This window comes from Paenibacillus sp. JT22N7 (assembly GCF_059383875.1).
In genome coordinates, this window is sequence record NZ_JBXENY010000003.1 from 234,326 (window position 1) to 260,524 (window position 26,199).

24 protein-coding genes are annotated in these 26,199 nt (G+C 49.1%); 21 read left to right on the forward strand and 3 right to left on the reverse strand.

All coding sequences use genetic code 11. From position 1 onward, the window contains the following. Positions 1–100: 100 nt before the first annotated feature. Positions 101–841: an alpha/beta hydrolase gene (locus AC50Y5_RS09530; RefSeq protein WP_056040700.1), complete on the reverse strand. Its 741-nt coding sequence runs from the start codon at positions 839–841 to the stop codon at positions 101–103. A gap of 311 nt (positions 842–1,152) precedes the next feature. Between AC50Y5_RS09530 and pdhA the strand changes: the two genes are divergently transcribed. From pdhA to AC50Y5_RS09580, 10 genes are all read left to right on the forward strand, one after another. Continuing rightward, entirely contained in the window at positions 1,153–2,232 is a 1,080-nt protein-coding gene (gene pdhA / locus AC50Y5_RS09535; RefSeq protein ID WP_056040696.1) for a pyruvate dehydrogenase (acetyl-transferring) E1 component subunit alpha, read from the forward strand. 30 nt (positions 2,233–2,262) lie between these two features. Beyond that, positions 2,263–3,240, forward strand: coding sequence for an alpha-ketoacid dehydrogenase subunit beta (locus AC50Y5_RS09540; RefSeq protein WP_056040694.1), 978 nt, complete (start codon positions 2,263–2,265; stop codon positions 3,238–3,240). Between the two features lie 15 nt (positions 3,241–3,255). Continuing rightward, positions 3,256–4,572 (forward strand): dihydrolipoamide acetyltransferase family protein, encoded by a 1,317-nt coding sequence (locus AC50Y5_RS09545; RefSeq protein ID WP_056040692.1) that lies wholly within the window; start codon positions 3,256–3,258, stop codon positions 4,570–4,572. Between the two features lie 3 nt (positions 4,573–4,575). Beyond that, positions 4,576–5,991 (forward strand): dihydrolipoyl dehydrogenase, encoded by a 1,416-nt coding sequence (lpdA, locus tag AC50Y5_RS09550; protein WP_494860107.1) that lies wholly within the window; start codon positions 4,576–4,578, stop codon positions 5,989–5,991. 217 nt (positions 5,992–6,208) lie between these two features. Then, positions 6,209–7,174 (forward strand): thymidylate synthase, encoded by a 966-nt coding sequence (locus AC50Y5_RS09555; RefSeq protein WP_494860109.1) that lies wholly within the window; start codon positions 6,209–6,211, stop codon positions 7,172–7,174. A gap of 16 nt (positions 7,175–7,190) precedes the next feature. After that, entirely contained in the window at positions 7,191–7,682 is a 492-nt protein-coding gene (locus tag AC50Y5_RS09560) for a dihydrofolate reductase (RefSeq protein ID WP_494860114.1), read from the forward strand. A 276-nt stretch (positions 7,683–7,958) separates the two neighbouring features. Next, positions 7,959–9,446, forward strand: coding sequence for a glutamate synthase subunit beta (locus AC50Y5_RS09565; protein WP_494860116.1), 1,488 nt, complete (start codon positions 7,959–7,961; stop codon positions 9,444–9,446). 74 nt (positions 9,447–9,520) lie between these two features. Beyond that, positions 9,521–9,853 carry a hypothetical protein gene (locus tag AC50Y5_RS09570; protein WP_235533270.1) on the forward strand — a complete coding sequence of 111 codons (333 nt, stop codon included), beginning with the start codon at positions 9,521–9,523 and terminating at the stop codon, positions 9,851–9,853. Between the two features lie 50 nt (positions 9,854–9,903). Further along, positions 9,904–11,106, forward strand: a complete 1,203-nt coding sequence (locus AC50Y5_RS09575; protein WP_056040680.1) for a glucosaminidase domain-containing protein — start codon at positions 9,904–9,906, stop codon at positions 11,104–11,106. A gap of 12 nt (positions 11,107–11,118) precedes the next feature. Further along, a complete protein-coding gene (locus AC50Y5_RS09580; protein WP_494860122.1) occupies positions 11,119–13,455 on the forward strand; it encodes a type IA DNA topoisomerase in 2,337 nt (778 codons plus the stop codon). Positions 13,456–13,600: 145 nt separating this feature from the next. Here the strand turns inward: AC50Y5_RS09580 and AC50Y5_RS09585 are convergent, their stop codons facing one another. Further along, positions 13,601–14,335, reverse strand: coding sequence for an HAD family hydrolase (locus AC50Y5_RS09585; protein ID WP_494860124.1), 735 nt, complete (start codon positions 14,333–14,335; stop codon positions 13,601–13,603). Positions 14,336–14,488: 153 nt separating this feature from the next. Continuing rightward, entirely contained in the window at positions 14,489–14,713 is a 225-nt protein-coding gene (locus tag AC50Y5_RS09590) for a hypothetical protein (RefSeq protein ID WP_056040867.1), read from the reverse strand. Positions 14,714–15,095: 382 nt separating this feature from the next. Between AC50Y5_RS09590 and AC50Y5_RS09595 the strand changes: the two genes are divergently transcribed. From AC50Y5_RS09595 to AC50Y5_RS09645, 11 genes are all read left to right on the forward strand, one after another. Then, entirely contained in the window at positions 15,096–15,821 is a 726-nt protein-coding gene (locus tag AC50Y5_RS09595; protein WP_056040674.1) for a phosphonate ABC transporter ATP-binding protein, read from the forward strand. Further along, on the forward strand, positions 15,818–16,333 hold the full coding sequence (locus AC50Y5_RS09600; RefSeq protein ID WP_056040673.1) for a GNAT family N-acetyltransferase: 516 nt from the start codon (positions 15,818–15,820) through the stop codon (positions 16,331–16,333). Before AC50Y5_RS09595 ends, AC50Y5_RS09600 begins: the two co-directional genes overlap by 4 nt. Positions 16,334–16,349: 16 nt before the next feature. Next, positions 16,350–16,961 carry a DUF3298 and DUF4163 domain-containing protein gene (locus AC50Y5_RS09605; protein ID WP_056040671.1) on the forward strand — a complete coding sequence of 204 codons (612 nt, stop codon included), beginning with the start codon at positions 16,350–16,352 and terminating at the stop codon, positions 16,959–16,961. Between the two features lie 33 nt (positions 16,962–16,994). Then, complete coding sequence (locus tag AC50Y5_RS09610; RefSeq protein WP_494860127.1) at positions 16,995–17,588, forward strand: response regulator; 594 nt, start codon at positions 16,995–16,997, stop codon at positions 17,586–17,588. 130 nt (positions 17,589–17,718) lie between these two features. Next, positions 17,719–19,353, forward strand: coding sequence for an amino acid permease (locus AC50Y5_RS09615; RefSeq protein ID WP_494860129.1), 1,635 nt, complete (start codon positions 17,719–17,721; stop codon positions 19,351–19,353). Positions 19,354–19,731: 378 nt separating this feature from the next. Continuing rightward, positions 19,732–20,754, forward strand: coding sequence for a phosphotransferase (locus tag AC50Y5_RS09620; RefSeq protein WP_494860131.1), 1,023 nt, complete (start codon positions 19,732–19,734; stop codon positions 20,752–20,754). Positions 20,755–20,787: 33 nt separating this feature from the next. Then, a complete protein-coding gene (locus AC50Y5_RS09625; RefSeq protein WP_494860133.1) occupies positions 20,788–21,711 on the forward strand; it encodes a polysaccharide deacetylase family protein in 924 nt (307 codons plus the stop codon). A gap of 38 nt (positions 21,712–21,749) precedes the next feature. Next, positions 21,750–22,709: an AAA family ATPase gene (locus AC50Y5_RS09630; protein ID WP_056040663.1), complete on the forward strand. Its 960-nt coding sequence runs from the start codon at positions 21,750–21,752 to the stop codon at positions 22,707–22,709. A gap of 150 nt (positions 22,710–22,859) precedes the next feature. Further along, positions 22,860–23,834 (forward strand): DUF58 domain-containing protein, encoded by a 975-nt coding sequence (locus AC50Y5_RS09635; RefSeq protein ID WP_494860136.1) that lies wholly within the window; start codon positions 22,860–22,862, stop codon positions 23,832–23,834. Continuing rightward, complete coding sequence (locus AC50Y5_RS09640) at positions 23,831–25,216, forward strand: UbiA prenyltransferase family protein (RefSeq protein ID WP_494860137.1); 1,386 nt, start codon at positions 23,831–23,833, stop codon at positions 25,214–25,216. Before AC50Y5_RS09635 ends, AC50Y5_RS09640 begins: the two co-directional genes overlap by 4 nt. Positions 25,217–25,617: 401 nt before the next feature. Further along, entirely contained in the window at positions 25,618–25,989 is a 372-nt protein-coding gene (locus AC50Y5_RS09645) for a hypothetical protein (protein ID WP_155973438.1), read from the forward strand. Positions 25,990–26,199 lie beyond the last annotated feature (210 nt).

A 26,199-nucleotide genomic window follows, 5' to 3' on the forward strand; every position in this document is an offset into this window, starting at 1 on the left:
GTTGATAGAATGGCTCAAAATAAACAAACAAAGCCTTGGCTTCCTCCTTGGGCGGGGGAAATCAAGGCTTTGTTTCATTTGTTAGGCAAGGCTGCCGCGCTTATTGGCGCTCGATAAAATACATTAATGCTTCCGGCAGCTCTTTCTGCCAAAAGCCCCATTGATGTTGGCCTTCTTTTTCCGCATAATAAAAGGGAGCTTGTCTTTCTTCGAGCAGCTTTTTGGCTTCACGGTTTAATTCGACAAAATTATACACGCCTCTATCTGTTGTTTCATATGCCGTTTCCTGCAGGCCGACAATCATGTACAGCTCCAGCCAGGAAAGGTCATTCTGTGCAGCCATAATTTCTAGCGAGCGCTCGAAGTAGGCGCCTGATAAAGAAAGCACACGGTTGAACAACTGCGGATAGGCCAGCGCAAGATGAAAGGAGATGGTGCCGCCAAGCGAATCGCCAGCAAGCACGCGATGCTCGGCCTCACGCCGGACCGGATATTTTGCTTCTATAAAGGGAAGCAGCTCCTCGCCGAAAAAGCGGACATAAGCCTCATGGCGGTCTCCGTCAGGAGCATATTCTGCTGTGCGAAATGTTTTATTCACATCTACGCCAACAATAATGAAGGGCTCTACGCCTTCATCCAAAATAATGCGGTTCGCCGTTGTCGCGATCCGGCCGAAGTTGAAAAAGTCTTCTCCGTCTTGGCAGTAGACGACGGGGTAGCTCAGCAGCTCATTGTAGCCGGGCGGCAAATAGACGCGAAGCGAGCGCTGCCCATCTTGCAAATAGTTGCTTGCAACCGTTTCCCTGAGGACGGTGCGTTTCAAATAACGTTCATCTGTCATCATTTCTTCCTCCGTTGGTTGAATGGAATGGGAGCTTGTGGGTAAACAATAGAGAGATGCCATAGTGATGCGGGATCGGCAGCAGACGGAAAGGCTGTACAAGCTCCACTGTTTCAACATTGTATTATGCTGTTATATAACTTTGTGGCAGCTGTTACATATACAATTTCTTAACAAAAAGGGCATAAGCGTTGAAAATACAGCGGATTTTTTGCTTTTTGCTTTGACCATTTTTGTTAAACAGGTTTATAATAATTCTATAACAGAGTACTGTAATATTCAAATATTAATGATTGAGGTGAGCGTTCACAATGAGCAAAGTGCTTAGCAAACTGCCATATGAAGTTCAAACGGAGCCAGTTACACCATTGTCCGTCTTGTCGCTTGATGGTGAAGTTGTTAACCCGGATGAAATGCCGGAGCTTACGGACGACCAATTAAAAGAAATTATGTACCGTATGGTATTTACCCGCACTTGGGATGATCGTGCCGTGAATTTGGGCCGTCAAGGCCGTCTGGGCTTCTACGCTCCAGTATCCGGTCAAGAAGCAGCCATGATTGGTAGCGAATACGCTTTGAATAAAGATGACTTCATCTGTCCGGGCTACCGCGATATTCCGCAGCTCGTATGGCATGGTCTTCCGATGTACCAAGCGTTCCTATATTCCAGAGGACATCAGCATGGTGGTCAAATCCCTGAGGATGTTCACGTTCTAATGCCGCAAATCATCATCGGCGCGCAAATTTTGCACGCTACTGGTGTTGCGATGGCATTTAAGAAAAAGAATGAAAAACGCGTAGCAATTACGTACACAGGCGACGGCGGTTCTTCCGAAGGTGATTTCTACGAAGGCATGAACTTCGCAGGCGCGTTCAAGCTTCCGGTTATTTATGTTGTACAAAACAATGGCTATGCGATTACAACACCTTATGCTAAACAAACAGCTGCACATTCTGTTGCCCACAAAGCGCTTGCTGCTGGTATCAAAGGCGTGCAGGTTGATGGCATGGACGTGCTTGCTGTAATTAAAGCAGTTAGAGATGCTGCTGAGCGCGGCCGCAACGGCGAAGGCGCTACGCTGATCGAGCTTCTTACTTACCGTTATCGTGCGCATTCCATGGCGGATGATACGACAAAATATCGCACCAAAGATGAGGAAGCGGAATGGGCTCCTAAAGATCCACTCATTCGTTTCGGCAAATATTTGGAAAGCAAAGGTCTCTGGTCAGAAGAGGATACGACTCGCGTGAAGGAAGAAGCGAAAGCGACTGTTAACGAGCAAATCAAGAAAGCAGAAGCTGTTGAAAAAATGACGGTTGAAGGCTTGATTGACTCGATGTTTGAAACAACGCCGCAGCACCTCGAAGAGCAAAAAGCTGATTTCAAATAATAGCCTTTAACGAAGGAGGAACTATAGATCATGGCTCAAATGAATATGAAAGAAGCGATCCGTGACGCAATGCGCGTTGAACTTAAACGGGATCCGAATGTACTACTTTTTGGCGAGGATGTTGGTAAAGTCGGCGGCGTGTTCCGTGCGACTGAAGGCCTTCAAGCTGAATTTGGCGAAGACCGCGTATTTGATACGCCGCTTGCCGAGTCCGCTATCGGCGGTTTGGCAGTGGGTATGGGGATTCAAGGCTTCCGCCCAATTGCCGAAATTCAATTCGTAGGTTTCATCTATGAAGCGATGGACCAAATGTTCATTCAAGCGGCTCGTATGCGTTACCGTTCCGGCGGACGCTACAACTCGCCAATCGTATTCCGTACGCCTTTCGGCGGCGGCGTGAAAGCAGCTGAGCTGCACACGGATTCCCTGGAAGGTCTTGCAGTACAGACGCCAGGTATCAAAGTGGTTATTCCATCCAATCCTTACGATGCTAAAGGTCTTCTTATTTCCGCTATTCGCGATAATGATCCTGTATTTTTCATGGAGCATTTGAACCTTTACCATGCTTTCCGTACAGAAGTGCCAGAAGGCGAATATACGGTTGAAATCGGCAAAGCCAATGTCGTTCGTGAAGGCAGCGACGTTACAATCATTGCTTACGGCTTGATGGTTCACACGGCTGTCAAAGCAGCTGACGAGCTTGAGAAAAAAGGAATCAAGGCTGAGGTTATCGACCTTCGTTCCCTTGTGCCTCTCGATATCGATACTATTGTAGCTTCGATCCAAAAAACGAACCGTGCAATTGTCGTTCAAGAAGCGCAAAAAACTTCCGGCGTTGCCGCTGAAGTAATCGCTCAAATTAATGAAAAAGCAATTCTGCACCTGGAAGCTCCAGTGCTTCGGGTTGCAGGTCCGGATACCGTTTATCCGTTTGCGCAAGTTGAGGATGCATGGCTTCCAACGGTAGCCCGCATTTCTGCAGCTGTCCAAAAAGTACTTGATTTCTAAAGGAGGATACACGCGGTGGCTAAATTCGAATATCGTTTCCCTGAGCTTGGCGAAGGCTTGCACGAAGGCGAGATTATTAAAGTGCACATTAAAGCCGGCGACAAAGTAACAGATGATGACATTATTATGGAAGTGCAAAACGACAAGGCAATTGTTGAAGTGCCATGTCCGGTTAACGGAACAGTGCTTGAAGTTTTAGTTAAAGACGGCCAAGTTTGCCACGTAGGCGAAGTAGTCGCTTTGATTGATGCGGAAGGCGAAGTGCCTGAGCAAGCAGCTCCGGCAGCTGAAGAGCCTAAGAAGGAAGAGGCGGCTCCGGCCCCAGCTCCAGAAGCGGCTAAAGATGCTCCAGCAGCAGAAACAGCTAAAGAAGCTCCTAAAGCTACAAATGCTTCTGTGCTTGCTACACCAAGCGTTCGCAAGTTCGCTCGCGAGCAAAATGTTGATTTGACGCAAGTAAGCGGCACTGGCAAAAACGGCCGTATTACGCGTGAAGATGTTACTGGCTTTGACGGTTCTGCTTCTGCAGCAGCCGATCAAGCAGCGGCTCCGGCTGAGCAGCAAGACAACGCAACTGCAAAAGGTGCTGGCGAAGCGAAAGCAGCTCCAGTTGCTGCTGGTACAGCTTACCGTCCGGAAGAGCGCTTGCCATTTAAAGGCATTCGCAAAATTATTGCAGGCGCTATGTCCAAATCCGTTTATACAGCTCCGCATGTAACGATCATGGATGAAGTGGACGTTACTGAGCTTGTGGCACTTCGTGCAAAATACAAGCCTTATGCAGAGAAAAAAGGTGCTAAGCTTACGTACTTGCCATTCATCGTGAAGGCGCTCGTAGCTGCTGCCCGTGAATTCCCAATTATGAATGCGACGCTTGACGAAGCTAATCAAGAAATCGTTTTGCGCAAATATTACAACATCGGTATCGCAACAGATACAGACAACGGCTTGATCGTTCCTGTTATTGAAGATGCGGATCGCAAAAACATTTGGAAAGTGGCTGACTCGATTCGTGATCTGGCTGTTCGTGGACGCGATGGCAAGCTTTCGGCTAACGAGCTGAAAGGCAGCACGATTACTATTTCCAATATTGGTTCGGCAGGCGGTATGTTCTTTACACCGGTTATCAACTTCCCTGAAGTTGCAATCCTCGGTACTGGACGTATTTCCGAAAAAGCAATCGTACGCAACGGCGAGATCGTAGCTGCTCCTGTAATGGCTCTGTCACTGAGCTTCGACCACCGTCTAATCGATGGCGCAACCGCTCAAAACTTTATGAACTACATTAAACAGCTGCTGGGCAACCCAGAACTGTTCATTATGGAGGTATAAACGATGGTTGTTGGAGATGCTTCATTAGATATCGATACTTTAGTCATTGGTGCAGGTCCTGGTGGTTACGTAGCGGCAATCCGCGCTGCGCAATTGGGACAAAGCGTGCTTTGTGTAGATAAGGAATATGTAGGCGGCGTTTGTTTGAACGTGGGTTGTATCCCATCCAAAGCTCTGATTTCCGCTTCCCATCAATATGAGTCCATCAGCCACGCTGATGTATTCGGTATTACAGCTAGCGATGTAAAAGTTGACTGGAGCAAAGTACAGGAGTTCAAAAGCGGCATTGTCAAAAAATTGACTGGCGGTGTTGGCTCTTTGCTTAAAGCGAACAAAGTACAGTTTTTCAATGGTGAAGTGATGTTCATCAATGAAAACGAAGCGCGTGTGTTCAACGATCAGGAAGCTCCGCGCTACCGTTTCAAAAACTGTATTATTGCTACAGGCTCCCGTCCAATCGAACTGAAAGCTTTCCCTTATGGCAAGCGTATTATCTCCTCTACAGGAGCTTTGTCGCTGCCTGAGCTGCCGAAAAGCGTTATCGTTATCGGTGGCGGCTATATCGGTATCGAGCTTGGTCAAATGTTCTCGAAATTCGGTACGAAAGTAACGGTTATCGAGGGCGGAGACAGCATTCTGCCTGGCTTCGACAAAGACATGTCTTCTCTTGTCGTTAAGAAGCTTAAAGGTACAAAAGTCGATATCGTAACGGGCGCGCTTGCACAAAGTGCTGAGCAAACGGATAACGATGTAACGTTGACTTACAAAGTCGGCGATAAAGAAGAAAAAGTAACAGCAGACTACTTGCTTGTTACCGTTGGCCGTCGCCCTAACACAGATGGCGATCTTGGTCTGGAACTGGCTAACATTAAAGTTGGCGAGCGCGGTCTGATCGAGGTTGATGATCAATGCCGTACTAGCAATAAAAACGTTTATGCAATCGGCGATATTATTGCTGGTCCTGCACTTGCTCACAAAGCAATGTATGAAGGACGTGTTGCGGCAGAAGTTATTTCCGGCCTGCCTAGCGTGATTGATTATAAATGTGTTCCTGCTGTCTGCTTCTCTGATCCAGAATGCGCAAGCGTTGGCTACACGGAGAAGGATGCAAAAGACAAAGGACATAATGTAAAAGTGGGCAAATTCCCATTTGCTATCAACGGACGCGCGATGTCGATTAATGCGAATGAAGGCTTCGTGAAGCTCGTTGCGGATGCAGACAGCGGTCTTGTACTTGGCGCGCATATCGTCGGTATGGAAGCTTCCAATATGATTGCTGAGCTTGGTCTTGCAATCGAAATGGGCGCTACGCTTGAAGATATCGCCCTTACGATCCATGCGCATCCAACACTGGGTGAGATCGTGCTTGACGCTGCAGAAGTAGCGCTTGGCCACCCGATCCACACGTTTCTTAAGTAATTGATTGTTATGATTCACTAAATATAGTCGCCGCATTTGCGGCGGCTATTGAAGAGGTCCCGCGGCTGCTGAAGCCTGCGGGCCTTTTTTTATAAAAAATTAATAATTATGTGCTTTGTTGAGAATTTATACGGAATCAGCAGAGGCAACTATTTTAAATGATTGACTATAATGATATAATACAAATCTATATGTCCAAAATAGGAGTTGTAAGGGAATGAGTGTTCATACTAGTGAGAACGAATACTTGCAGCTGCTGCGCAGCGTTCTGGAACGCGGCACGGTCAAGGAGGATCGTACCGGAACGGGCACGATTTCCACGTTTGGCTACCAGATGCGTTTCGACTTAAACGAAGGCTTTCCGCTCATTACGACGAAGCGTGTACCGTTTAAGCTGGTTGTCAGCGAGCTGTTATGGTTTATTAAAGGCGATACGAATATTCGGTACCTGCTCCAGCACAACAATAATATATGGAATGAATGGGCCTTTAAGAAGTGGATAGAGAGCTCTGATTATACAGGTCCAGACATGACCGGCTTTGGCCTGCGTTCGCAAAGCGATGAAGCTTTTAATGTGCTTTATTTGGAGCAAATGGAGCTGTTCAAGCAGCAAATTTTGCAGGATGACGCTTTTGCAGAAAAGTATGGCGAGCTCGGCAATGTATATGGAAAGCAATGGCGCGACTGGAAAACCTCGCAAGGCGAATCCATTGATCAATTGAAGGATGTTATTCATACGATTAAGACGAATCCCGATTCCCGGAGAATGATTGTCTCCGCATGGAATCCAGAGGACGTTCCTAGAAATATGGCTCTACCGCCTTGTCATACGATGTTTCAATTTTACGTATCAGAAGGCAAGCTTTCTTGCCAGCTGTACCAGCGCAGTGGAGATATATTTCTCGGAATTCCTTTTAATATTGCCAGCTATGCCTTGCTTACGTTGCTTATTGCCCATGAATGTGGCTTGCAGCCTGGACAATTTGTGCATACGCTTGGGGACGCGCATATTTATTCCAATCATATGGAGCAGATTAAGACGCAGCTTGCCCGCGAACCTCGCGCGCTTCCGCAAGTGCGGATTAATCCAAATGTGAGCTCTTTATTTGATGTAGAAGTGGATGATATTGTACTGGAAAACTACCAGCCTCATCCTGCAATCAAAGCGCCTGTAGCCGTATAGAAGGGATGGACAAACGATGTCGATTACATTAATAGCAGCGATGGACCGCAACAGAACGATTGGGATCGGCAATAAGCTGCCGTGGCGGCTTCCAGCAGAGATGGCGCTGTTCACGAAGCACACGCTTGGCAAAACCGTTTTAATGGGCCGTAAGACGTTTGAATCGCTGCCTAAGCCGCTGAAGGACCGCCATAACGTCGTCTTAACTAGGCAGTCTGATTTTGCCTTAGAAGGCTGTGAGACCGTTCATTCGATCGAGGAGGCTTTGTCGCGTTTCGGCGAGGAAGAGCTTATGGTTATTGGCGGAACGGAAATTTATACGCAGTTTCTGCCGATTGCAGACAAGCTTTACCTGACAGCTGTTGATGTGGAAGTAACGGGGGGCGACGCTTTTTTTCCTATGTTCAATGAAGCCGATTGGGAGCTAGTGGAAGCTATTCCTCATCGCAAGGATGAACGCAATTTGCATGATTTTACATGGCAAACTTTTAAACGTATAAACCGTTGAATCGGTTTTTCGCGGGGTACAAAGGACAAATATGACATCTTAAGCTCATTTTTTTGTGCTCTCCTGCATAGAACGTACGAACATTATGTTATAAAGTGCAAATGATTGTACGGATAATCCATTAACGATGGCAGGGTAAGAGTGTTAGGATTTTGTAAAATGCCTCGCGAAAAATTGAAAATGTTTGTTATTGAATAATTGCTGAGTTCCCGATATAGTTTGTTTAGAGAAGCCTTACAACGGTTGACGGGAATAACGGATGGAGGAAAAGCGATCATGTCTACACCTACTGGTTTTATGGAATATCAACGAGAACTCCCAGCCGATCGCGATCCGATTGAGCGGATTAAAGATTGGGAAGAATTTCATAAGCATTTGTCCGATGAACAGCTTCGTACGCAAGGTGCGCGCTGCATGGACTGTGGAACACCTTACTGTCATTCTGGAATGGAGCTTGCTGGCTCAACGTCGGGTTGTCCGATTAACAACCTCATTCCAGAGTGGAACAATTTGATTTACCGCGGTTTATGGCGTGAGGCGCTGGATCGTTTGCACAAAACGAATAATTTCCCAGAATTTACAGGGCGGATTTGCCCAGCTCCATGTGAGGGCTCCTGTACGGTTGGCTTGATTGGTGATGCGGTTACGATTAAGACGATCGAGCAAGCGATTATTGACCGTGGCTTTGATGAAGGCTGGGTTGTTCCACAGCCTCCGAAGATGCGCACAGGCAAACGTGTAGCGGTTGTCGGTTCGGGCCCAGCGGGCCTTGCTTGCGCAGCGCAGCTTAACAAAGCGGGACATCTTGTAACAGTGTACGAGCGTGCGGACCGCATCGGCGGACTTCTCACTTATGGTATTCCTACAGTCAAGCTTGACAAGAAGGTTGTTCAGCGTCGTGTAGACTTGATGGCGGAGGAAGGCATAGAATTCGTTGTAAACACAGAGATCGGTAAAGATGTATCGGCTGATGAGCTGCAAGGCCAGTTCGATGCAATCGTATTGTGCGGCGGCGCTACGAAAGCGCGCCCGGTAGATATTGAAGGACATGAGCTTGAAGGCGTTCATATGGCGATGGATTATTTGAACGGCACGATTAAGAGCTATCTGGATTCCAATCTGGAAGATGGCAACTACATTTCTGCGAAAGACAAAAATGTCATTGTTATCGGCGGTGGCGATACGGGGACGGACTGCGTGGCAACTGCGCTTCGTCATGGCTGCAAATCGGTTACGCAATTCGGTACTCATGCTAAGGCTCCACTAGTACGCGATAACATTAGCAACCCTTGGCCGCAGTTCCCGAACGTCTACACGCTGGATTATGCGCATGAAGAGGCAAAAGCGCTGTTCGGAGAAGACCCGCGTGCCTTCTCGGTTCTGACGAAAAAATTTGTTGGCGAGAATGGCAAGCTTACCGAGCTTCACACCGTACAAATCGAGCGTACAGTTGATCCGGAAACGGGACGCCGAATTTATACAGAAATCGAAGGCTCCGAGCAAGTATGGCCGGCTGATCTCGTGTTTATCGCGGTTGGTTTTGAAGGCCCAGAAAACACGCTGATTGATGCTTTTGGCCTAGAGCAGGACCGTCGTACGAATGTGAAGGCGCCTTATGGCAAATATACGACGAATGCTGAGAAAATATTCGCAGCTGGCGATATGCGTCGTGGTCAAAGCTTGGTTGTATGGGCGATTAACGAAGGTCGCGAAGCGGCTCGTGAAGTGGATAAGTTCCTGATGGGATCTTCCTTGCTTCCCTAAATTAATGGTATGATGAATTGAATAGCAGCTTATGAGAAGCGCCCTAGGGCGCTTTTCTTGTCGATAGGAGGGAAATGAAGCGATATATGATTAAATATGGACTGGATACAGTAACGGAACTAAAATTTGAGAAAATCGTGGCGAACATGGAGCGGCGCAATGATCAATGGGTAGATATTGAGCTGTTGTTTGAGCTGTCGGAGGCAACGCCCGCGCCTGATGATCTCATTGATTTTAGTGGACTGGTCATTTGTACACCAGAGGGCAGAATTGCCCAAATTGTGCCGCAGGACGAAGACTGTGACTGTGAATATCAATTTACTGCATTTGAGAAGGAGCAAATTACGGCTTTTATTTTGCAGGAGCAAAATCAGCTGAGAATTAGGCAGCTCCCCTCCCCAATATAAGGAAAGTTGTGGTAAAATCAGTGTGAGATGACGTAAAGGAGCGATTCGTCATGCATGCTGAAGAAGCTTATGTGTTATCCCCGGCAGATGTCAGCAATATTCGAAAATATGTCCAGCATAAATATGGAGCGCTGCCGCAGGAGAAGAAAACCGAAATGATTGCCGATGCGGTGAACCGCATTATACATAAGCAGCTTCCGTCGTTTGACGAGTCGATTAAGCGCCAGGTGACGGCGCAGCTTATTCGCACTGCGGTGCTGGAGCAGAAGCGCCCTGTACGTGCAGATGATATTTTTGCAGCTTGCTTATTATTGCTGGATGACCGCGAGCAGGATATTGAGCAGCCGATGCATCAATGGGTAGAGAAGCAGCTGCAAAGCTTTGTCGAGATCGAGCGCTATCGACTGGCGATGGACAAGCTGCGCAGTTCTGCCGAGCGAATGGACACGAGCGCAGATTCTTTGCCAAATGCAAGTTTGTCGGTGAACGAGAGCTGGCTTCAGTTGAAAAATGAGCTGCAGCCAGCCGGCGATGAGCAGCTGGCCAAAGAGCCGCTTGCAGCCGGGGCGGCTGGCGCCTCCGGCTTGGCGGATGTCATACCTCTGCCATTGCCGCTGGCAGTGCCTCAGAACGCGCCAGTTCCTCGCAAACGGCGCAATCAAGCTATCGTGTACGGATTTCTCAGCTTGCTGCTTGTGAGCGTCTCGCTGCTGTATGGAGAGTCTCTGACGCGTGCGTTAAGAGGGGCACAGCCGGAGCCGGTCCTTCTTGCTCCCATTGAACCAGTGAAGATCGTCGAGCTGGATGGCTTGCCGCAAGAGCTGCGGTATGTAGAAATTGATAAGAAGAGGCTGACTCAGTATTTGAAAGGCAAATCGTCGATACTTGCCAGGCAGCCTTATTTAGATGCGATTATTGCCCAAGCGAAATCATTTGATATTCATCCGCTCTTGCTATTTGCTATAACTGGGCAGGAGCAGGCTTTTGTACCAACCACGAACAAGCAGGCGAAGGAAATTGCGAATAATCCCTTCAATGTGTTTCATAGCTGGAAAGAATATAATACGACGATTAGCGATTCCGCTGAAATTGCGTCGCGAACGATTGTGAATTTAAGCAAGGGACGACCTGAAGGCATGGACCCATTCACATGGATTAACCGTAAATATGCGGAAGACCCTAACTGGTCGAATGGTGTTCGGTCGATTTTTGCTTCTATGAAGCAATATGTGGAAACAACAAGCAAGAAGTAAAGAGGCGATTTGTTGAAGACATTAATTATTGCGGAGAAACCGGATATGGGCAGGACGATTGCTGCCGTGCTTGAACCAAAGGCAGCTAATCGCCGGACGTATTTGGAAGGCGACCGCTATATTATTACATGGGCGATTGGGCATTTGGTATCACTCGCCGAGCCTGACCAATACGATGCACGCTACAAACGGTGGAATGATCAGGACTTGCCGATCATTCCGCAGGTGTTCAAGCTGTGGCCGAATCCGCGGACGAAGGATCAGCTTAAGACGATTGGCGAGCTTGCGAAGCGCTGTGGCAGACTTGTTAACGCATGCGATGCCGGGCGCGAAGGCCAGCTTATTTTTCACCTAATCAGGCAATATTTAAAGCTGGCGCAGCCTACGGACCGGTTATGGATATCGGATTTGACGGCGGAGACGATTCGCCGCGGTTTTGATACGCTGCGCAGTGATGATGAATATGAACCGCTGACGAAAGCGGCTCGTGCCCGCAGTGAAGCCGATTGGCTGATCGGGATGAATGCTTCTCGCGCATTTACGATTCGCCATAAAGCCTTGCTTTCTGTCGGTCGTGTGCAAACGCCAGTTTTGGCGCTGCTATATGATCGTCATAAGGAAATTACGGCTTTTCAGTCGGAGACTTATTTTGTCGTTAAAGCGGCATTTGACCAGTCTGGATTTGGGTATTCTGGCATTTGGCAGGGGGAGCGTCTAACCGATAAAGCAAAGGCTGAGGCATTGGCAGCGAAAACAGCAAATAAGCCTGCGAAGGTAGAAGATTACCAGATAGCGGAAAGCAAGGAGTATCCGTTCAGGCTTTATGACCTGACGCTATTGCAGCGCGAAGCGAATGGCAAGCACGGCTATTCGGCTAAGAAGACGCTGGATATTGCCCAAGCGCTCTACGAGAAGCATAAGGTGATTACGTACCCGCGGACGAACTCCAACTATGTAACGGAGGAGAACATTCCGGTCATGGGCAATGTATTAACGATGCTTCAAGGCACTAGCGGCTATGGCGAGCTTGCGAAAGGAGCAGACCGCTCTCGCGTTCACAAAGGGAACAAAGCGGTTTGTAATCCGTCCAAAGTCGAGGATCACCATGCCATCATGCCTACACCGAAGCGTGCTTCTGGCCTCAGCCAGGAGGAGCAAAACGTCTATGACATGATTGTCAGACGTTTTCTGTCGCACTATTACCCGCCCGCCGTATATAAAAACCACACGGTGCTAACGGTCGTCGAAGGCGAAACCTTCCGCACGAAAGCGAAGGAACAGCTGGAGCCCGGCTGGAAAGTGGTGTTGCCCCAGCAGGATTCCACTGCGGCCAAGCCTGCTAAGCGCGCCAAAGCCAAGGATGACAAGGAAGCCGATGACGAGGAAATGGTAACCGATCAGCCCTTTAAGCTCGACCCGAATGGGCCGGTTCATTGCAGCAGCGTTGAGGCGATGGAAAAAATGACGCAGCCGCCCAAGTCCTTCACAGAGGGAACGCTGCTCAAAGCGATGGAAGGCGCAGGGAAGTCGATGGAGGATGATGAGCTGCGGGAAGCGATGAAGGATACCGGTCTTGGCACGCCGGCGACACGGGCAGCGACGATCGAGCGGCTGAAGCATGTCGGCTATATCCAGCTAGCAGGAAAGAAGCTGGATATTACGTCGAAAGGACTCGCTGCGATTGAGCTCATCCGCAACGCCGGTGTTGAGCTGCTCGCTTCGCCCGAAATGACGGGACGCTGGGAGCAGCGTCTGCACCAAATTTCTAAAGGCGAAGCTTCGGATGATCGTTTTATTGCGCAAGTTAAGCAATTCGCAGCCGTCATCGTCGATAAGGTTCGTCAGCAGCGTCCTGCCGCACCTGGAACGTTCGAGGACACATCTGCGAAAGGGAAGAAGGCAGCAGGCTCGACGAAAAGCGGCAGCCGTACAAGCAGCTCACGCTCGTCAGAAGCGAAAGCAGGGGGGAAGTCGCCTGCCGGAGTTGGCAAGAGCAGAAGCTCCGCACGGTCAGCTGAGGGTAGCGAAGCAGTGAAGCCGCCCAAGCAAGCAGCAGCGTCTGCGGCTCCAAGAGGGCCGCTCGCTGCCTGCCCGAGGAAGGGCTGCAACGGCAGTGTGATTGAAGGCAAGCGCGGTTACGGCTGCAGCAGCTTTCGCGAGGGCTGTTCTTTTGTGATTTGGAAGGAACAGCAGGGGAAGAAGATTACGCTGCCGATGCTCCATTCGCTGCTGGAGAAGGGGGCAACGAGCCAGCTCGCCTTTAAGCAGTCCGATGGAAGCAGCATGAAGGGCAGACTTGTATTGACCGACCGTGACAAAGGGACGCTAACGATTCGGCCTGCCGACTAGTTAGCAGGCCGCCATAACCTGCTTGAGGTTGTTCGATGTGAATGATGTGAATAAGCGCTAACGAAAATCGCAACAAAATAAGCCGCCAAACCAACGAGTATGCTGGTTTGGCGGCTTATTCTAGTTAAATATTGTGTTTGTTCAGCTAGCGGTTGATATAACCGTAGATGGCTTCCGGCACTTCCACTAAATCATTCAAAGTGAAAAAGGCGCCTTTAGGCTGAACTTCAATATTGACAACATTATATTGCCATTCGGTATCCTTGCGCATATGAATGGCATGGATGCCTGCAGTCAAGGCGGGAACAACATCCGTGCGAATAGAATTGCCAATCATCCATGTGCGTGCGCGATCCAGCGATGTTTCAGCTAAAATGTCCTCCAGCGCTTCATTCGTTTTGTGTTGGCGAATATAGATTCGGTTATTAAAATATTTGCTTAAATTTAATTGATTAATTTTGCGGGATTGAATGAGCTGCTCGCCCCCTGTGTACAAATGCAGCTCATGGCCTTGATTAGCTAAAGAATACAGCGTCTCCTCCATATTCGGATAAGGCTCTGTATCATGCTCATACACGCTGAGCCCAAGCTTCCATAGAAAATCTTGTTCTACAGCGGAGCGCTTCCTTCCGGTTACATCGGAGAAATAAACATAGCTGTCAACGAAAGATTGAGGAAAATGCTCGCTCTTAAAACCAAGCACGGCAATTCCAGCAATGTCGATCTCTGTTTGTTTATCTCGTACAGTGTCCGCGGTTACTTCTTCATATCCGGCAAACCAGGTGGTCATCGCATCAACAAATTGACTAATGACCAAATAGAAATATTTATTACAATGAATTAATGTATCGTCGAGGTCAAACATAATGTGCTGCTTCATAGAAAGCACGGCTCCTTTAGCGCAAAATAGACTGTGTATGAAATCAATCTACAGTATCAGGAGCCTTACGTCAACGCAGCAAACGCGTTTCGGCAACACTGAATTAGGAAAATTAAGGATGAAAATTAGATTAGCTGGTCATTTCCAGAAAAATCATGCATATTTAAGCTGCGACACAAGCAGCGTTGTCTTGATAAAGGCAATGCGGCGGCGGATATAGAAATCCAGGCTGTCGCCCCGCAGGTCATTCGGAGAGATCACCTCCTCAGAGCTGTTATCAATAATCGTCAATTCTCCGTTTGAATAAAATTTAAAAGTCAAATCTCGACGTGGCCAACTTTTCTCAACGAAACGAAAATTTTCACAAGTGCTCTTCATGGTGATCCTGCCTCCCTTATTGGATGTTTAATAAATAGTCAATCAGAACTTTTGTTCAAATATAAGAATTTATAAGTTGTACACATATAAACTCTTATATTTCATCGCGAAACGGTAGCTTTGCCACCAGAGGAGGGCTTCAGCCGTTTCCGCTTGCTGTTTTCATTATACCAAACATTTGTTCGTGTGGAAACTGTTTTTTGTTTCCCGTAAACTAGATTTATATAAAAGAGCATTTTGCATAAATCCCCTGAGCGACTTTCAATGTACAATAATTAGAACGAAGCGGTTTTATCGCTCTAAATATTGCACCTAGAAGCGACCCGAATCGAATTATACAAAATGCTGAAAATATGATGCGTGAAACAAAGGGGCGCGAAAAATGATAAGAATTTCGAATTTGACGAAGGTTATTCCAGGCGGGCCGAAAGTGCTCGACGATATACATTTGGATGTGGAGGATGGCGAGTTTATCGCCATTAAGGGAGCGAGCGGAAGCGGGAAGTCGATGCTGCTTAAATGCTTGGCGCTGCAGGAAAAATGGACGCGGGGAAGCTACAAGCTGAATGGAACGGATGTTTTGAAGCAAGGGCTGACCGGCAGATTTAAAGTTCGCCGCGAGGTAGCTTATTTAGAAGAGAAGCCTGTACTGTATCCAAGCAAGACGGGGCTCAAAAATGTGATTATCGGATCGGTGACCCAAACCCCCGCTTGGCGGCGATGGACCGGCATGGTGCGCAGCGACGATTATATGGGCGCTATGGATACGATAGAGAAGCTGGGCCTTATCGATAAAGCACATCTGAAGGCGGAGAAGATGAGCGGGGGAGAGCGCCAGCGTATCGCTGTTGCCCGCGCGCTCGTGCACGGCGCAAAAATCATTTTGGCGGACGAGCCGGTATCCGGACTTGACCCGCATACGGCCGATCAGGTGCTCGCCGATTTAAAACGGCTTTGCACGGAGCAGCGAGTTACGGTTATTGCCGTGCTGCATCAAGGCGATTATGCTGAACGGTTTGCGGACCGCATTATTGGTCTCAATAATGGCAAGCTTGTTCTAGACATTAGAGGCAGGCGCTTAACCGAACGGGAGAAAATGCAGCTATGAACGAAGTGAAGCTGAGATTGATTCAGCAGCATGAGCTTTCACAGGCGCTGGAGCTTGAGCAGCGCTGCTACTCTCCTGAGGCCGCGGCGACGGAAGCGGGATTCCAGTACCGTTTTCAGGAATATCCCTCGTATTTCTGGTCCGCTTGGTCGGATGACGGCAAGTTGCTTGGCATAGCCAATGGAATTCGGACGGAGCAGGAAAGCTGCGGTGACGAGATGAAGGGAAGCCATCAAGGCGAATACGCGGGAGACAACTTTTGCATACTGACTATTGCGGTAGATCCGGCTTTCAGGCGTAGGGGAATTGCTGCAAAACTGCTGGACAAGCTGATCCAAGCATGCGAAAATGAGAGGCTGAATGCGATTATTTTAATGTGCGAGCCGCATTTGATTTCTTTTTATGAACAGGCGAAATTTACATACGTAGGCAAGGCTTCTTCCACACATGGAGGAATTGAGTGGCATGAGATGAGGCGTAATCTGCATACAATGGAGCATTCTAGCGAATAGGCAGGTGTAGCCCGATATGGCGTTTCAATCTCCTGTAATCGTTCAGTCTGTCCGCAGTACGTTTCCAAAGGCCGAGCTGTGGCTGCCTCATATTAGCGGGGGATCCAATGAGGCAGCAGATAGCCAAATCAATGGGATCATTCACTCAGCAGCGCAGCATCTCATAGCTGAGCAAGGCACGCTTGAAGACCCGCATGCGGAGATGCAAGGATATTTTGAGCTCAAAAACAACCAGAAGGATGTGCTCAGCCTGTCTTTGTTCAACTACGCCTATACAGGCGGAGCGCATGGACTGACACTGCAGCAGTCGCTTACCTTCAAGCTGACTACGGGACGTTCTTACGCGCTTGCTGAGCTGTTTAAGCCTGGCAGCAATTATATCGTCAAGCTGTCCGCGCTGGTCACCGCTCAAATCAGGTCGCGAGATATTAGCACGCTGTCGCCGTTCAAAGCGATAAGGCCGGATCAGGACTATTATGTGGCGGACCGGACGCTGGTGCTTTATTTTGCCCTGTATGAGCTGACGCCTTATGCATTTGGTTTTCCGTATTTCCCCATCTCCGTCTATGACATTGAGGATATGATTAATGAAAATGGCCCGCTCGGACCAATGGTCGTCAATTATTGATATGTGCAACTTTGCAGCAGGAGAGAAGACAGCATGATTTATATCATTTTATTATGCGCTGTATTTGTCACGACGATCGCTTTCGTTGTTTATTTGCAGTATGTGAAAAAGGACAAGGGGCCGCGCTTTTCGGCGCCCCCCATTCGGCGACAGTCTTCAAGCTTGCACGTCAGCCCAGTGAAAAAAAACGTTCCCAGCAAGCTGGAGGACGGTCGCAGCAAACAGGCGCACCAAGCTTTGGCGGGCAGCGCGGATGCAGCAAAGCTAGCTGAGGGGAAAAAGCTGCTTATTGTTGACGACCAGCCGCTCATTCGCCTCATGCTGGCAGAGCTGTTTCAGAAGGCGGGATTTACCGTCTATGAAGCTGCAGATGGGCTGAACGCGCTTGAGCAATTCGAGCGATATGGAGCGGACTGCATTTTGCTGGATTTTATGCTGCCTGATATGGACGGATTGGACGTGCTCTGCGCGATTCGCAAAAGCGATGCGAATGTTAAAGTATTGCTTATTACCGCGTACGGGGAGCCTGAAAAAATAGAGGCAGCGGCTGAGCTGGGCATTACCGAGTGGATAGAAAAACCGTTTGACACCGACCAATTGCTGAATCGGGTACTCGCGCTAGTTTAGCTAGTTTAGTGTGCCTGCTTCCGCCCTATAGTTAATGTCATAAAATATTAATGTCGTGATATATTTCGTTTGTTTGCTGGCATGAGCCCTTCCACCCTCACATATACTGCTTAATGATGGGGGTGGTGGAATGATTGCGCTCGTAATCGGGCTGGCTTTATTTTTCGCTGTATGTGCTGCTGCATTAGCCGGAGCTGTCAAGGCGCAGCAAAGTATCAAATCGTCGAGCCATCAGAGCATGACGGCTTATGCCACCTATATTCAAATGCAGCAGGATAAGCATGATTTGAATTTGTTTGGCCTTGCCCAGCAGCTCAGACGCAAATTTGGAGCGGCAGCTTCATTTGGGCTTTCCTTCAACACGATGGGGCTGTGTGCAGCAGCTTTGTTGTTTCTGGCGCCTGCCCTGCAGCAGGGCGGGCCAATTGTCGTCGGTATAGGCATTCCGCTTGCCGCGTTGTTTGCCTTAATGGTAAGTGCATCGCTGGCCGAATTGTCCTCGGCTATTCCGACCGCCGGGGGCGTCTATCATTGGTCCTCGGCATTAGGAGGACGTGTATGGGGCTGGCATGCGGGCTGGTTTCACATGGCTGGCTATATGGGGCTTCTGCTGCTGACCAATCTGCTGTGCGCCTCCTTGCTGGATGGAATGCTTGCAGGCTGGCTCGGTTACATGCCTTCAATATGGACGAAAGCAATCATTGCCTTGGCAATGGTGGTTACGCAAGCTGCTTTGCACAGTCGTGGTGTCCGTCTGCTGGCTGTTCTGCTGAGAAGTGGACTATGGCTGCAGCTTGTCGCTGCAATCGCTGCAATCGTCATTTTAATGGCGCTGTATTGGCCGGGTGCTTTTGCACCTGAGCTGTTATTTACGCTTCCTGCCCTTAGTGGGGAGGGGAAAGGCCAATCCGCCTTAGGGATGATTGCGGGCTTTCTGCTGCTGCAAAAGCTGTTTCTCGGCATGGACAGCGCTGCCCAAGGTGCCGAGGAGACGTCCGATCCCCGCATTCGCGTGCCATGGGCGATCTATTTGTCGACGGCTTACACGTTTATTATCGGCTTTGTGCTGCTGGCTGTGCTGACACTTGTGTGGCCTGGCTTCTCAAATGGAGGCATACCGACTGGCGGGAGCGAGTGGTTTGCAGGCAGTTTGCTGGAAGCTATCAGCCGTTCACCGCTGGTGACCCTGCTCCTAGTCGTGCTTCTCTACTCAAGCAGCAGCAGCGTGCTGATCGCTTGCTCCCGATTATTGTACAGCCTGACGCGCGATAAGGCTCTGCCTTTCAGCAAGCAGCTGGCAGGCGTTCACCCTGCAACTCAATCTCCCAGGAAATGCGTCTGGCTAGCAGCCGCATTGTTTTTCATTATCCTTGCAGCCTCTTGTGTGCTCCTTACAGAGCGCCTGCTCACAGCTGCTGTCCCTAGCTTCACACTAATTTGCCTTTACACGGCGTATGCAATCCCGATTGCGTTAGCGCTGCGCTCAGGGAAGAAGCACAAGCTGCTCATGGATGCGCCTTGGCATCTCGGAAGGTGGAGCCGCACGGTGAATATGTCAGCCCTGGTCTGGCTGCTGCTCAGTGTTGTGCTAGCGGCCAGCGTGCTTGGCAAAGAAGGTATTCTGGGTGCGGGGGCTGTGCTGCTTGTATCCGCAGTGCTGGATTTTCGATACCGGAGACGTCATCTGGAGACGCTGCAAAGCCGCCTGAATAAACCTCACGGGGAAATTATTAGAATTGAGCGAAAATTCAAGCTAACGGAATGAGGGGGAATCGCGGGAAATAGAAAGGTGGAAATGAGCCGTCTATTTCCCGGGGAAGCGCACAATCCAACATGTTTAAAATGATTTCGACAGCAGGCTAACGATTGCCTAATAAAGCTTAAAACATAGGATATCCTTCCCAGCTACAACAGATGGAGGGAGCAAAATCAGGGGAAACTAGATATGGCAAAATGAAGGCGCAAGAACGCGAAAAGCCCGCATTAAGCTGATACAAAATGTGTCGAAGCTTGCCTGTAAAAGGACGGTTCAGTTACGGGGAAATAGCGAATGTCCGCGGCTGATTTCCGCTTTTTTGCCAACTTCTGCTCCCAGCAAGTATAATAAAGGCAGCAACTGGTAGCTTAGGGGAGGACAAAACTATTGAGTCAGCATGATTTTTCAACGTTTTTAGACCAATATGAGCTTGGCGCACGATGGGAAATAGCTGCCGGAGACAGCGGCATGAACAATACAACGCGGATCGTGCAGGCGGGAAATAACCGCTACGTGCTGCGTATTTACAACAATCATCAAAATAAATCGACGGTTTTGCTGGAGCATGAGGTGTTATTTGGGCTGCTGGAGCAAGACGCGCGCCTTTTTGACGTTCCAATGCCTGTAGCGAATCGCGCAGGGCAGACCGTAACGGAGGCGCCAAGCGGCAAGCTGGCTACGCTATGCCATTTCATTGAAGGCAAGAGGCCTTCGGTCGAAAATATTTCCCACATTACAGGGCTCGGCATCGCTACGGCTGCTTTATGCAAGGGATTAAGTGCCATTAAGCCTCATGGCGAGCCTATTTATGATCCGTATTATAAGCTGGAGCAATCTTATGAAGCCATAGGCATTCCAGCTATGCGGGAAATTGCTAATGAAGCGGGGCTGCTGCCGGAATTTGAGGAGCAGATAGCTTGCTTGCAGCAGGAGCGAGAGCGTTTACAAAACGAGTTGAAAAACATAGCCGAGCTTCCCCGCCAGTGGATTCATGGCGATTTGAATTTCAGCAATTCCGTTGCACGTGGGGATGCTGTAGTCGGATTGCTGGATTTTGAATTTTGCACAGTCGATGTAAGGGCGATGGAGCTCGCTGTCGTTATCGTGGATTTGATTGATGGGGCAGATGAAGGGCGACTGGAGCGAATCGCCTTGTTTTGTGAAGGCTTTGGGTCGGAATTACGGCTGATGGAGGCGGAAGCAAATGCGATAACGCTGCTGCTTAAGCTGCGGATGCTTGATGTGACGCTGCATTTTATGACGCGCTGGCGGGAGCAGCTTGACGAAGCGGCGGTATTGCAGAAAATTGTGAGCCAAGCAGCAAAAATCGTGAACTGGACAGGCAGCAATGAACCGCGTTTGAAAGCGCTATTTCTTAAGCATCTTGCCGGCGTTGAACAACCATTATAGTCATTAACCACTATAATTTGAGGAGTTGGGCTCATGAGTGTTGCAGCAGCATTAGGATACAGCAGTGATGAAAGACTGCTCATTGTTAATGCAGATGATTATGGCTTATGTGGTTCAGTCAATAAAGCGGTGGAGCAACTGCTGGAAGAGCGCGCAGTAAGCTCGGCAACGATTATGATGCCGTGCCACGCAGCGCGGGAAGCGGCGAAGTGGTGCGCGCTGCATCAGGAGCATGATGTAGGCATTCATTTCACTTTTACAAGCGAGTGGGACAATTATCGCTGGGGCCCCGTGAGCAAGCCGGAGGATGTTCCTTCCTTGCTCGTAGAGGGCGGATATTTCCCGAAAGACAGCCGAACATTCGAACTGCAGGCCGAATCCGAGCAGGTAGAGCGAGAAATGGTTGCCCAAATAGAGCTTGCCCTGCAATTAGGGATGAAGCCGAGCCATGCTGACAATCATATGGGCAGCTTGTATGGGCTTGCGACAGGCAAGCATTTTTTACCTATTGTATTCGACGTATGCGCCAAATATGGCTTGCCTTTTCGCCTACCGCGCCATTTGCTTGGTGATCGCGCGCAAACAGCCTCTCCAGAGCTTGCTGAGCAGGCGAAGCAGCTCGGAATGCTGGCGGATTCCAAAGGCGTCATCATATTGGATTATTTAGTCGGTTTGCCATTTCAGCTGCAGGCTGGAGAAACATATGCGTCGTTCAAAGAGGCGATGAAACAGCAGCTGCGCAGCTTGCCGCCGGGTTTGACAGAGCTTATTATTCATCCTTCGCTCGTAACCGATGAGCTGCTATCCTTCCATGGGCAGCCTGAGAAGCGCGGGCTCGAGTTCCAGCTGTTCCGCGACCGCGAGATTGTGCAGACGCTGCAGGCCGAGGGCATCCGGCTCGTTCGCTGGTCGCAGCTGCAGCGTGTGCAGCGCGAGCGCTGTGGCTGGAGTCAATAAAACATCCTATTTATAGTGAGAAAAAAGGAGCTGCTAGCATGTCTTACCAATCCATTGCTGCATTATCTGAACAGCTGAGAAGCAATATTGGCCGCGTTATCGTAGGGAAAGAGCATATAGCCGATCTATTGTTTATCGCGTTAATTACCGGCGGTCATGTGCTGCTGGAGGATGTACCCGGGACGGGAAAAACGCTGCTTGCCAAATCGCTGGCGAAGTCGCTCAGCCTGACCTTCCGGCGTGTGCAATTTACGCCGGATTTAATGCCGTCAGATTTGACGGGCATCCATTTTTACAATCAGAAGCAGGGGGATTTTGAGTTCAGGCCCGGTCCTTTGTTTACGAATATGCTGCTGGCTGACGAAATTAACCGTGCAACGCCACGTACCCAATCCAGCCTGCTCGAATGTATGGAGGAGCGGCAAATAAGCCTCGAGGGCGAGACGATGCCGCTTTCGCGGCCGTTCATGGTTATGGCGACGCAAAATCCGGTCGAGCATCAAGGAACGTTTCCGCTGCCGGAAGCGCAGCTGGACCGTTTTTTATTCAAGGTTAAAATGGGCTACCCCACAACGGATGAGGCGCTGCAAATTTTGAAGCGCTTTAAAGAGGGAGACCCGCTGGAGCAGCTTGCACCAATTGCTGGAGCAGACGAAATTGCTGAAGCCCAGAAGCTATACACCTCCGTACGCGTATCGGATGATGTGCTGCTTTATATGCTGAAGCTAGTAGAGCAGACGCGGAGCAGGGAAGAGGTGCAGACGGGCGTCAGCCCTCGCGGCAGCCAGGCGCTGCTGAGAGCCTCGCAGGTGCAGGCGATTTTGCGGGGAAGAGATTTTGTAACGCCGGATGATGTAAAAGCGATGGCGCAGCCCGTGCTGGCCCATCGTCTCGCGCTTCGTGGACTGCAGCGTACACAAGGCAGCGCAGAGAAAATTATCGAAGATATTATTAGGCGAACCGAGGTTCCTGCCGAGGCAGGGCTTCTCGCTAAATAGGCTAGTAAATAGACGATGCTCGTCGTTTCTTTTATTATCGCTGCAATCATTATAGTTATGCTACAAGCTAATGTATTTCGTAGGTTTGCCTTGCGGAACATTAGCTATTCCAGGCGCTTTAGTCAAAAAACCTGCTTTAGTGGGGATCGTATGGAACTAGTGGAGCAATTGTCAAATGGCAAATGGCTGCCTGTTCCTTGGCTGCGCGTCGAATCCCAATTGTCTTCCCAGCTCATCTTTCGCTCGCAGGATAATCTTGCGGTGAGCAGCGGGGAGCATTACCAGAATCATAAAAGCTTCTTCAGCCTTATGCCTTATACGAAAATTACTCGCACGCATTCGTTCGTCAGCGCCAGGCGCGGGGTATACAAGCTTCGCTCCGTTGCTTTGACCGGCGGCGATTTGCTTGGCATTCATCATGATATGAAGCAAATGATGATAGAAGGCGAGCTGCTTGTATATCCGATCCCCGCACAGGTGAAGGTGGACGAGCTGCCCTCTCATAGCTGGCAGGGCGAGACGTCGGTGCGGCGCTGGATTGTGGAAGATCCTTTCGTTGTCGTAGGCGCAAGAGATTATCGTCCTAGCGATTCCTTCAAGGCGGTCAATTGGAAAGCGACTGCTCGGGCAGGCAAGCTGCAGGTTCATCAATATGATTATACAGCTGACCGGAAGCTGATGATTTATTTGAACGTTGAAGATCATGAGGGCATGTGGCGTACGATTACGGATGAAGCATTAATCGAACGGGGCATTGAATGGGCAGCAGGAGCAGCGGAGGCCGTCACGGCCAGTGGCATGGAAGTCGGCTTCGCTGCCAATATGCCGCTGCAAGGAGAGTTTGACAGTGCCATGCTGCTGCCCCGCAGCGGACATGACCAGTGGCTGGCGATACTGGAGCTGCTCGCCAAGCTGTCGCTGACCCGGACGGAGCTGTTTAGCGATTTGCTGCAAAGGGAGAGCGAGCGTGGTGTAAGCGGCTGCGATGTGCTCATTATTTCCGCCTATTGGAATGAAACGCTGGAGCTTGCCGCTCAGCAGCTGCGTTTCGGCGGCAACTCCGTCTCGATTTGGCTGTTGGAAGGGCTAGCTAGCGAACAGCAGCAGTCAGGTGGAGCATCATGAACAAATCGCCTATTGGAAAAATCGCAGGCATAGCTGTAGGGAAAGGCTTGCTGGAGCTGCTGTTTTTTCTGCCTTTCGTTTTGCCTTTCGGTGCTTATGCGCTTTCAGGCAGCCTCCTTTTATTTTGGCTGCTCAGCTTGCCATTGTGCTACGGCGCTGGTTCGCTGCTGCTGTCCATTTCAGCGAAGCTGCTTCACAGCAACCGGGCTACTCGTCTATTCCTTGCTTTGCTGATTGGTATTTTGCTCTCTGATGGATGGCTTGCTTTATGTGGCACAATTGCAATAGCATCAGGAGCAAGCTGGGAAGCTTGGTGGCCAGCGCTCGCTATTTTCGGCAGTATCGCTGCTTATCGCGGAATGAATGAACGGCTGCACAGCTGGTCATCCATATTTACAGGAAGTACGATGATAATAGGCATTGTCGGCTATTTGGCGCTGCAATTGGCTCAATTTTGGCTCAAGCCGCTGCAGCAATATACGATTTGGATGACCGTAGGCGGGATCATAGCGCTGATCGTTTATTTTTTCATGATAAATGAGCGGCTAATGCAGCGCGAGACCGATCAGAGGGGGCAGCAGCAGCCAATATCAGCATCTGTAGAAGCCTTCAAACGTCAAAATAGATGGATGCTTGCTCTGCTGCTGCTTCCTATCATTGCGATTGGCTTTATCAGGCAAATTACGCAGGGGATTGAATGGGCTGTGCGCTCTCTCGTTCAGCTGATACTGTCATTAATAACGGGCGGCGAAGCAGATACGCCTGCTCAACCGCAGCCGGAAGCATTGCCTGAGCCCGTATTGCCGCCTGTGGAGCAAAAAGATCCTGCCCCTTGGCTCGTTTGGGTAGAAAACCTATTGAAAGTCGTCATTATCATCATCGTTATTGCTGCGATTGGACTAGTTTTATTTTGGCTTATGCGAGTTGTGTATCGGCTCTCCAAAGCCTTTCTTGCCAAAATGGCGGAGCGCTCCGCTGAAAGGCTGGGAGGCGAGCAGGGCTATACCGATGAGGTCGAAAGTTTAATGACCTTAAGCAAATGGCAGGATGGCTGGCGGCTGCGCAGAAAGCGCAATAAAGCCGAGCAGGCTGTTAAATGGGAGGAACTCGGGGGAACGAGGGAGCGAATCCGCTATTTGTACAGCCGCTGGGTAAAGCGCAGCATAAGCAAAGGTTATGTGTATCAGCCTCATTTGACACCTAGGGAAACGTCAGAGGAGCTCGTCAAATGGCAGGTGGCTGCGAAGACTGAGGATAGCTATAGCGAAGCAGAACAAAAGCAGCTAATCAAGCTTTATGAGGAGGCGCGCTATAAGGAGGAGGAGCCGCAGGAAGAAGCGGTAAACGCCTTGTATGCGCGCCAGCAGAAACGCGGTAAATAGTTCAAAACAGCCTGGTCGGAGAATGGTCCGGTCAGGCTGTTTTGAATGGGGGTTCTAGGAAAACAAACGACTTGACTGTGAATGGCATTAAACTGGTAGTTTAGTTGAAGATGCAATTGGGTGAACCGTAATACAAGTACCGGCAAGTTTTTTTTGCTAGTAACATTAGATAAGGCAGGATTTCATCCTTAGCAAAGTGCTAGATAAAAGGTAAACAGAGGTTGTATTAACTCGTATATTGCCAATCAACCTGTACATGTAATAAGATTGACTTTGCGTTTCAATTTTACTTCCGTAAGAGGCAGATATTATGATATGGCTTATTATAATAATTCTTTTATTAATCTATGTTATGTCCTGTTCTAGGCTTCTCTCTCGCCTAAGGTTTTGGTGCCTGACTCATGTCTAGTATTTCGACTCTGCTTGTTTTATGCGGTGCAGCTCTCCTTATACTATGGGCAATCAATAAGTATTTTGATAATCCTAATAATGAGGATAAATATCAAGCATGGGTTGATTCTTTATTTGCGAAACGTGATGCTAAAAGAAGACGAGAACTAGGCATTATTACAACTGAAGAGACTAATACTGTTATTCAATACTTTAATAAATACCGATCATTTAAATTCTGCCCTACATACTTGTCGCTCTCACCGCTGCAGAAGCAGACCATGCTAAAAAGTATGCATTCATATGATTGTTGGAGCGTCAGAGTAACACGCCAAGATTCAGACCCAGACTCAGATTCAGACCTTATATTTGAGCCTAGATGAAGGATTGTATCCGATAATTGACTAAATCATTATATTAACAGACACATTAATCCACTGGTATTTACATTTTCGTTCAAAGAAAGACCATCCTTAGTTGATGGTCTTTCTTCATAACTTGCCGTTACAGACGGTGATGAATAATTTGTCACAAGTAACGGCAAGCCTTTAAATGTAATTTTCTCCAAAGGTAGAAATCGGAATGCTCATACG

Coding starts and splice junctions, on each gene's coding strand:
- AC50Y5_RS09605 (WP_056040671.1), top strand. CDS start 16,350: ATGGCGTTTCAATCTCCTGTAATCGTTCAGTCTGTCCGCAGTACGTTT.
- lpdA (WP_494860107.1), top strand. CDS start 4,576: ATGGTTGTTGGAGATGCTTCATTAGATATCGATACTTTAGTCATTGGT.
- AC50Y5_RS09630 (WP_056040663.1), top strand. CDS start 21,750: ATGTCTTACCAATCCATTGCTGCATTATCTGAACAGCTGAGAAGCAAT.
- AC50Y5_RS09600 (WP_056040673.1), top strand. CDS start 15,818: ATGAACGAAGTGAAGCTGAGATTGATTCAGCAGCATGAGCTTTCACAG.
- AC50Y5_RS09590 (WP_056040867.1), bottom strand. CDS start 14,713: ATGAAGAGCACTTGTGAAAATTTTCGTTTCGTTGAGAAAAGTTGGCCA.
- AC50Y5_RS09645 (WP_155973438.1), top strand. CDS start 25,618: ATGTCTAGTATTTCGACTCTGCTTGTTTTATGCGGTGCAGCTCTCCTT.
- AC50Y5_RS09575 (WP_056040680.1), top strand. CDS start 9,904: ATGCATGCTGAAGAAGCTTATGTGTTATCCCCGGCAGATGTCAGCAAT.
- AC50Y5_RS09595 (WP_056040674.1), top strand. CDS start 15,096: ATGATAAGAATTTCGAATTTGACGAAGGTTATTCCAGGCGGGCCGAAA.
- AC50Y5_RS09610 (WP_494860127.1), top strand. CDS start 16,995: ATGATTTATATCATTTTATTATGCGCTGTATTTGTCACGACGATCGCT.
- AC50Y5_RS09570 (WP_235533270.1), top strand. CDS start 9,521: ATGAAGCGATATATGATTAAATATGGACTGGATACAGTAACGGAACTA.
- AC50Y5_RS09560 (WP_494860114.1), top strand. CDS start 7,191: ATGTCGATTACATTAATAGCAGCGATGGACCGCAACAGAACGATTGGG.
- AC50Y5_RS09615 (WP_494860129.1), top strand. CDS start 17,719: ATGATTGCGCTCGTAATCGGGCTGGCTTTATTTTTCGCTGTATGTGCT.
- pdhA (WP_056040696.1), top strand. CDS start 1,153: ATGAGCAAAGTGCTTAGCAAACTGCCATATGAAGTTCAAACGGAGCCA.
- AC50Y5_RS09540 (WP_056040694.1), top strand. CDS start 2,263: ATGGCTCAAATGAATATGAAAGAAGCGATCCGTGACGCAATGCGCGTT.
- AC50Y5_RS09555 (WP_494860109.1), top strand. CDS start 6,209: ATGAGTGTTCATACTAGTGAGAACGAATACTTGCAGCTGCTGCGCAGC.
- AC50Y5_RS09625 (WP_494860133.1), top strand. CDS start 20,788: ATGAGTGTTGCAGCAGCATTAGGATACAGCAGTGATGAAAGACTGCTC.
- AC50Y5_RS09565 (WP_494860116.1), top strand. CDS start 7,959: ATGTCTACACCTACTGGTTTTATGGAATATCAACGAGAACTCCCAGCC.
- AC50Y5_RS09640 (WP_494860137.1), top strand. CDS start 23,831: ATGAACAAATCGCCTATTGGAAAAATCGCAGGCATAGCTGTAGGGAAA.
- AC50Y5_RS09530 (WP_056040700.1), bottom strand. CDS start 841: ATGACAGATGAACGTTATTTGAAACGCACCGTCCTCAGGGAAACGGTT.
- AC50Y5_RS09635 (WP_494860136.1), top strand. CDS start 22,860: ATGGAACTAGTGGAGCAATTGTCAAATGGCAAATGGCTGCCTGTTCCT.
- AC50Y5_RS09585 (WP_494860124.1), bottom strand. CDS start 14,335: ATGAAGCAGCACATTATGTTTGACCTCGACGATACATTAATTCATTGT.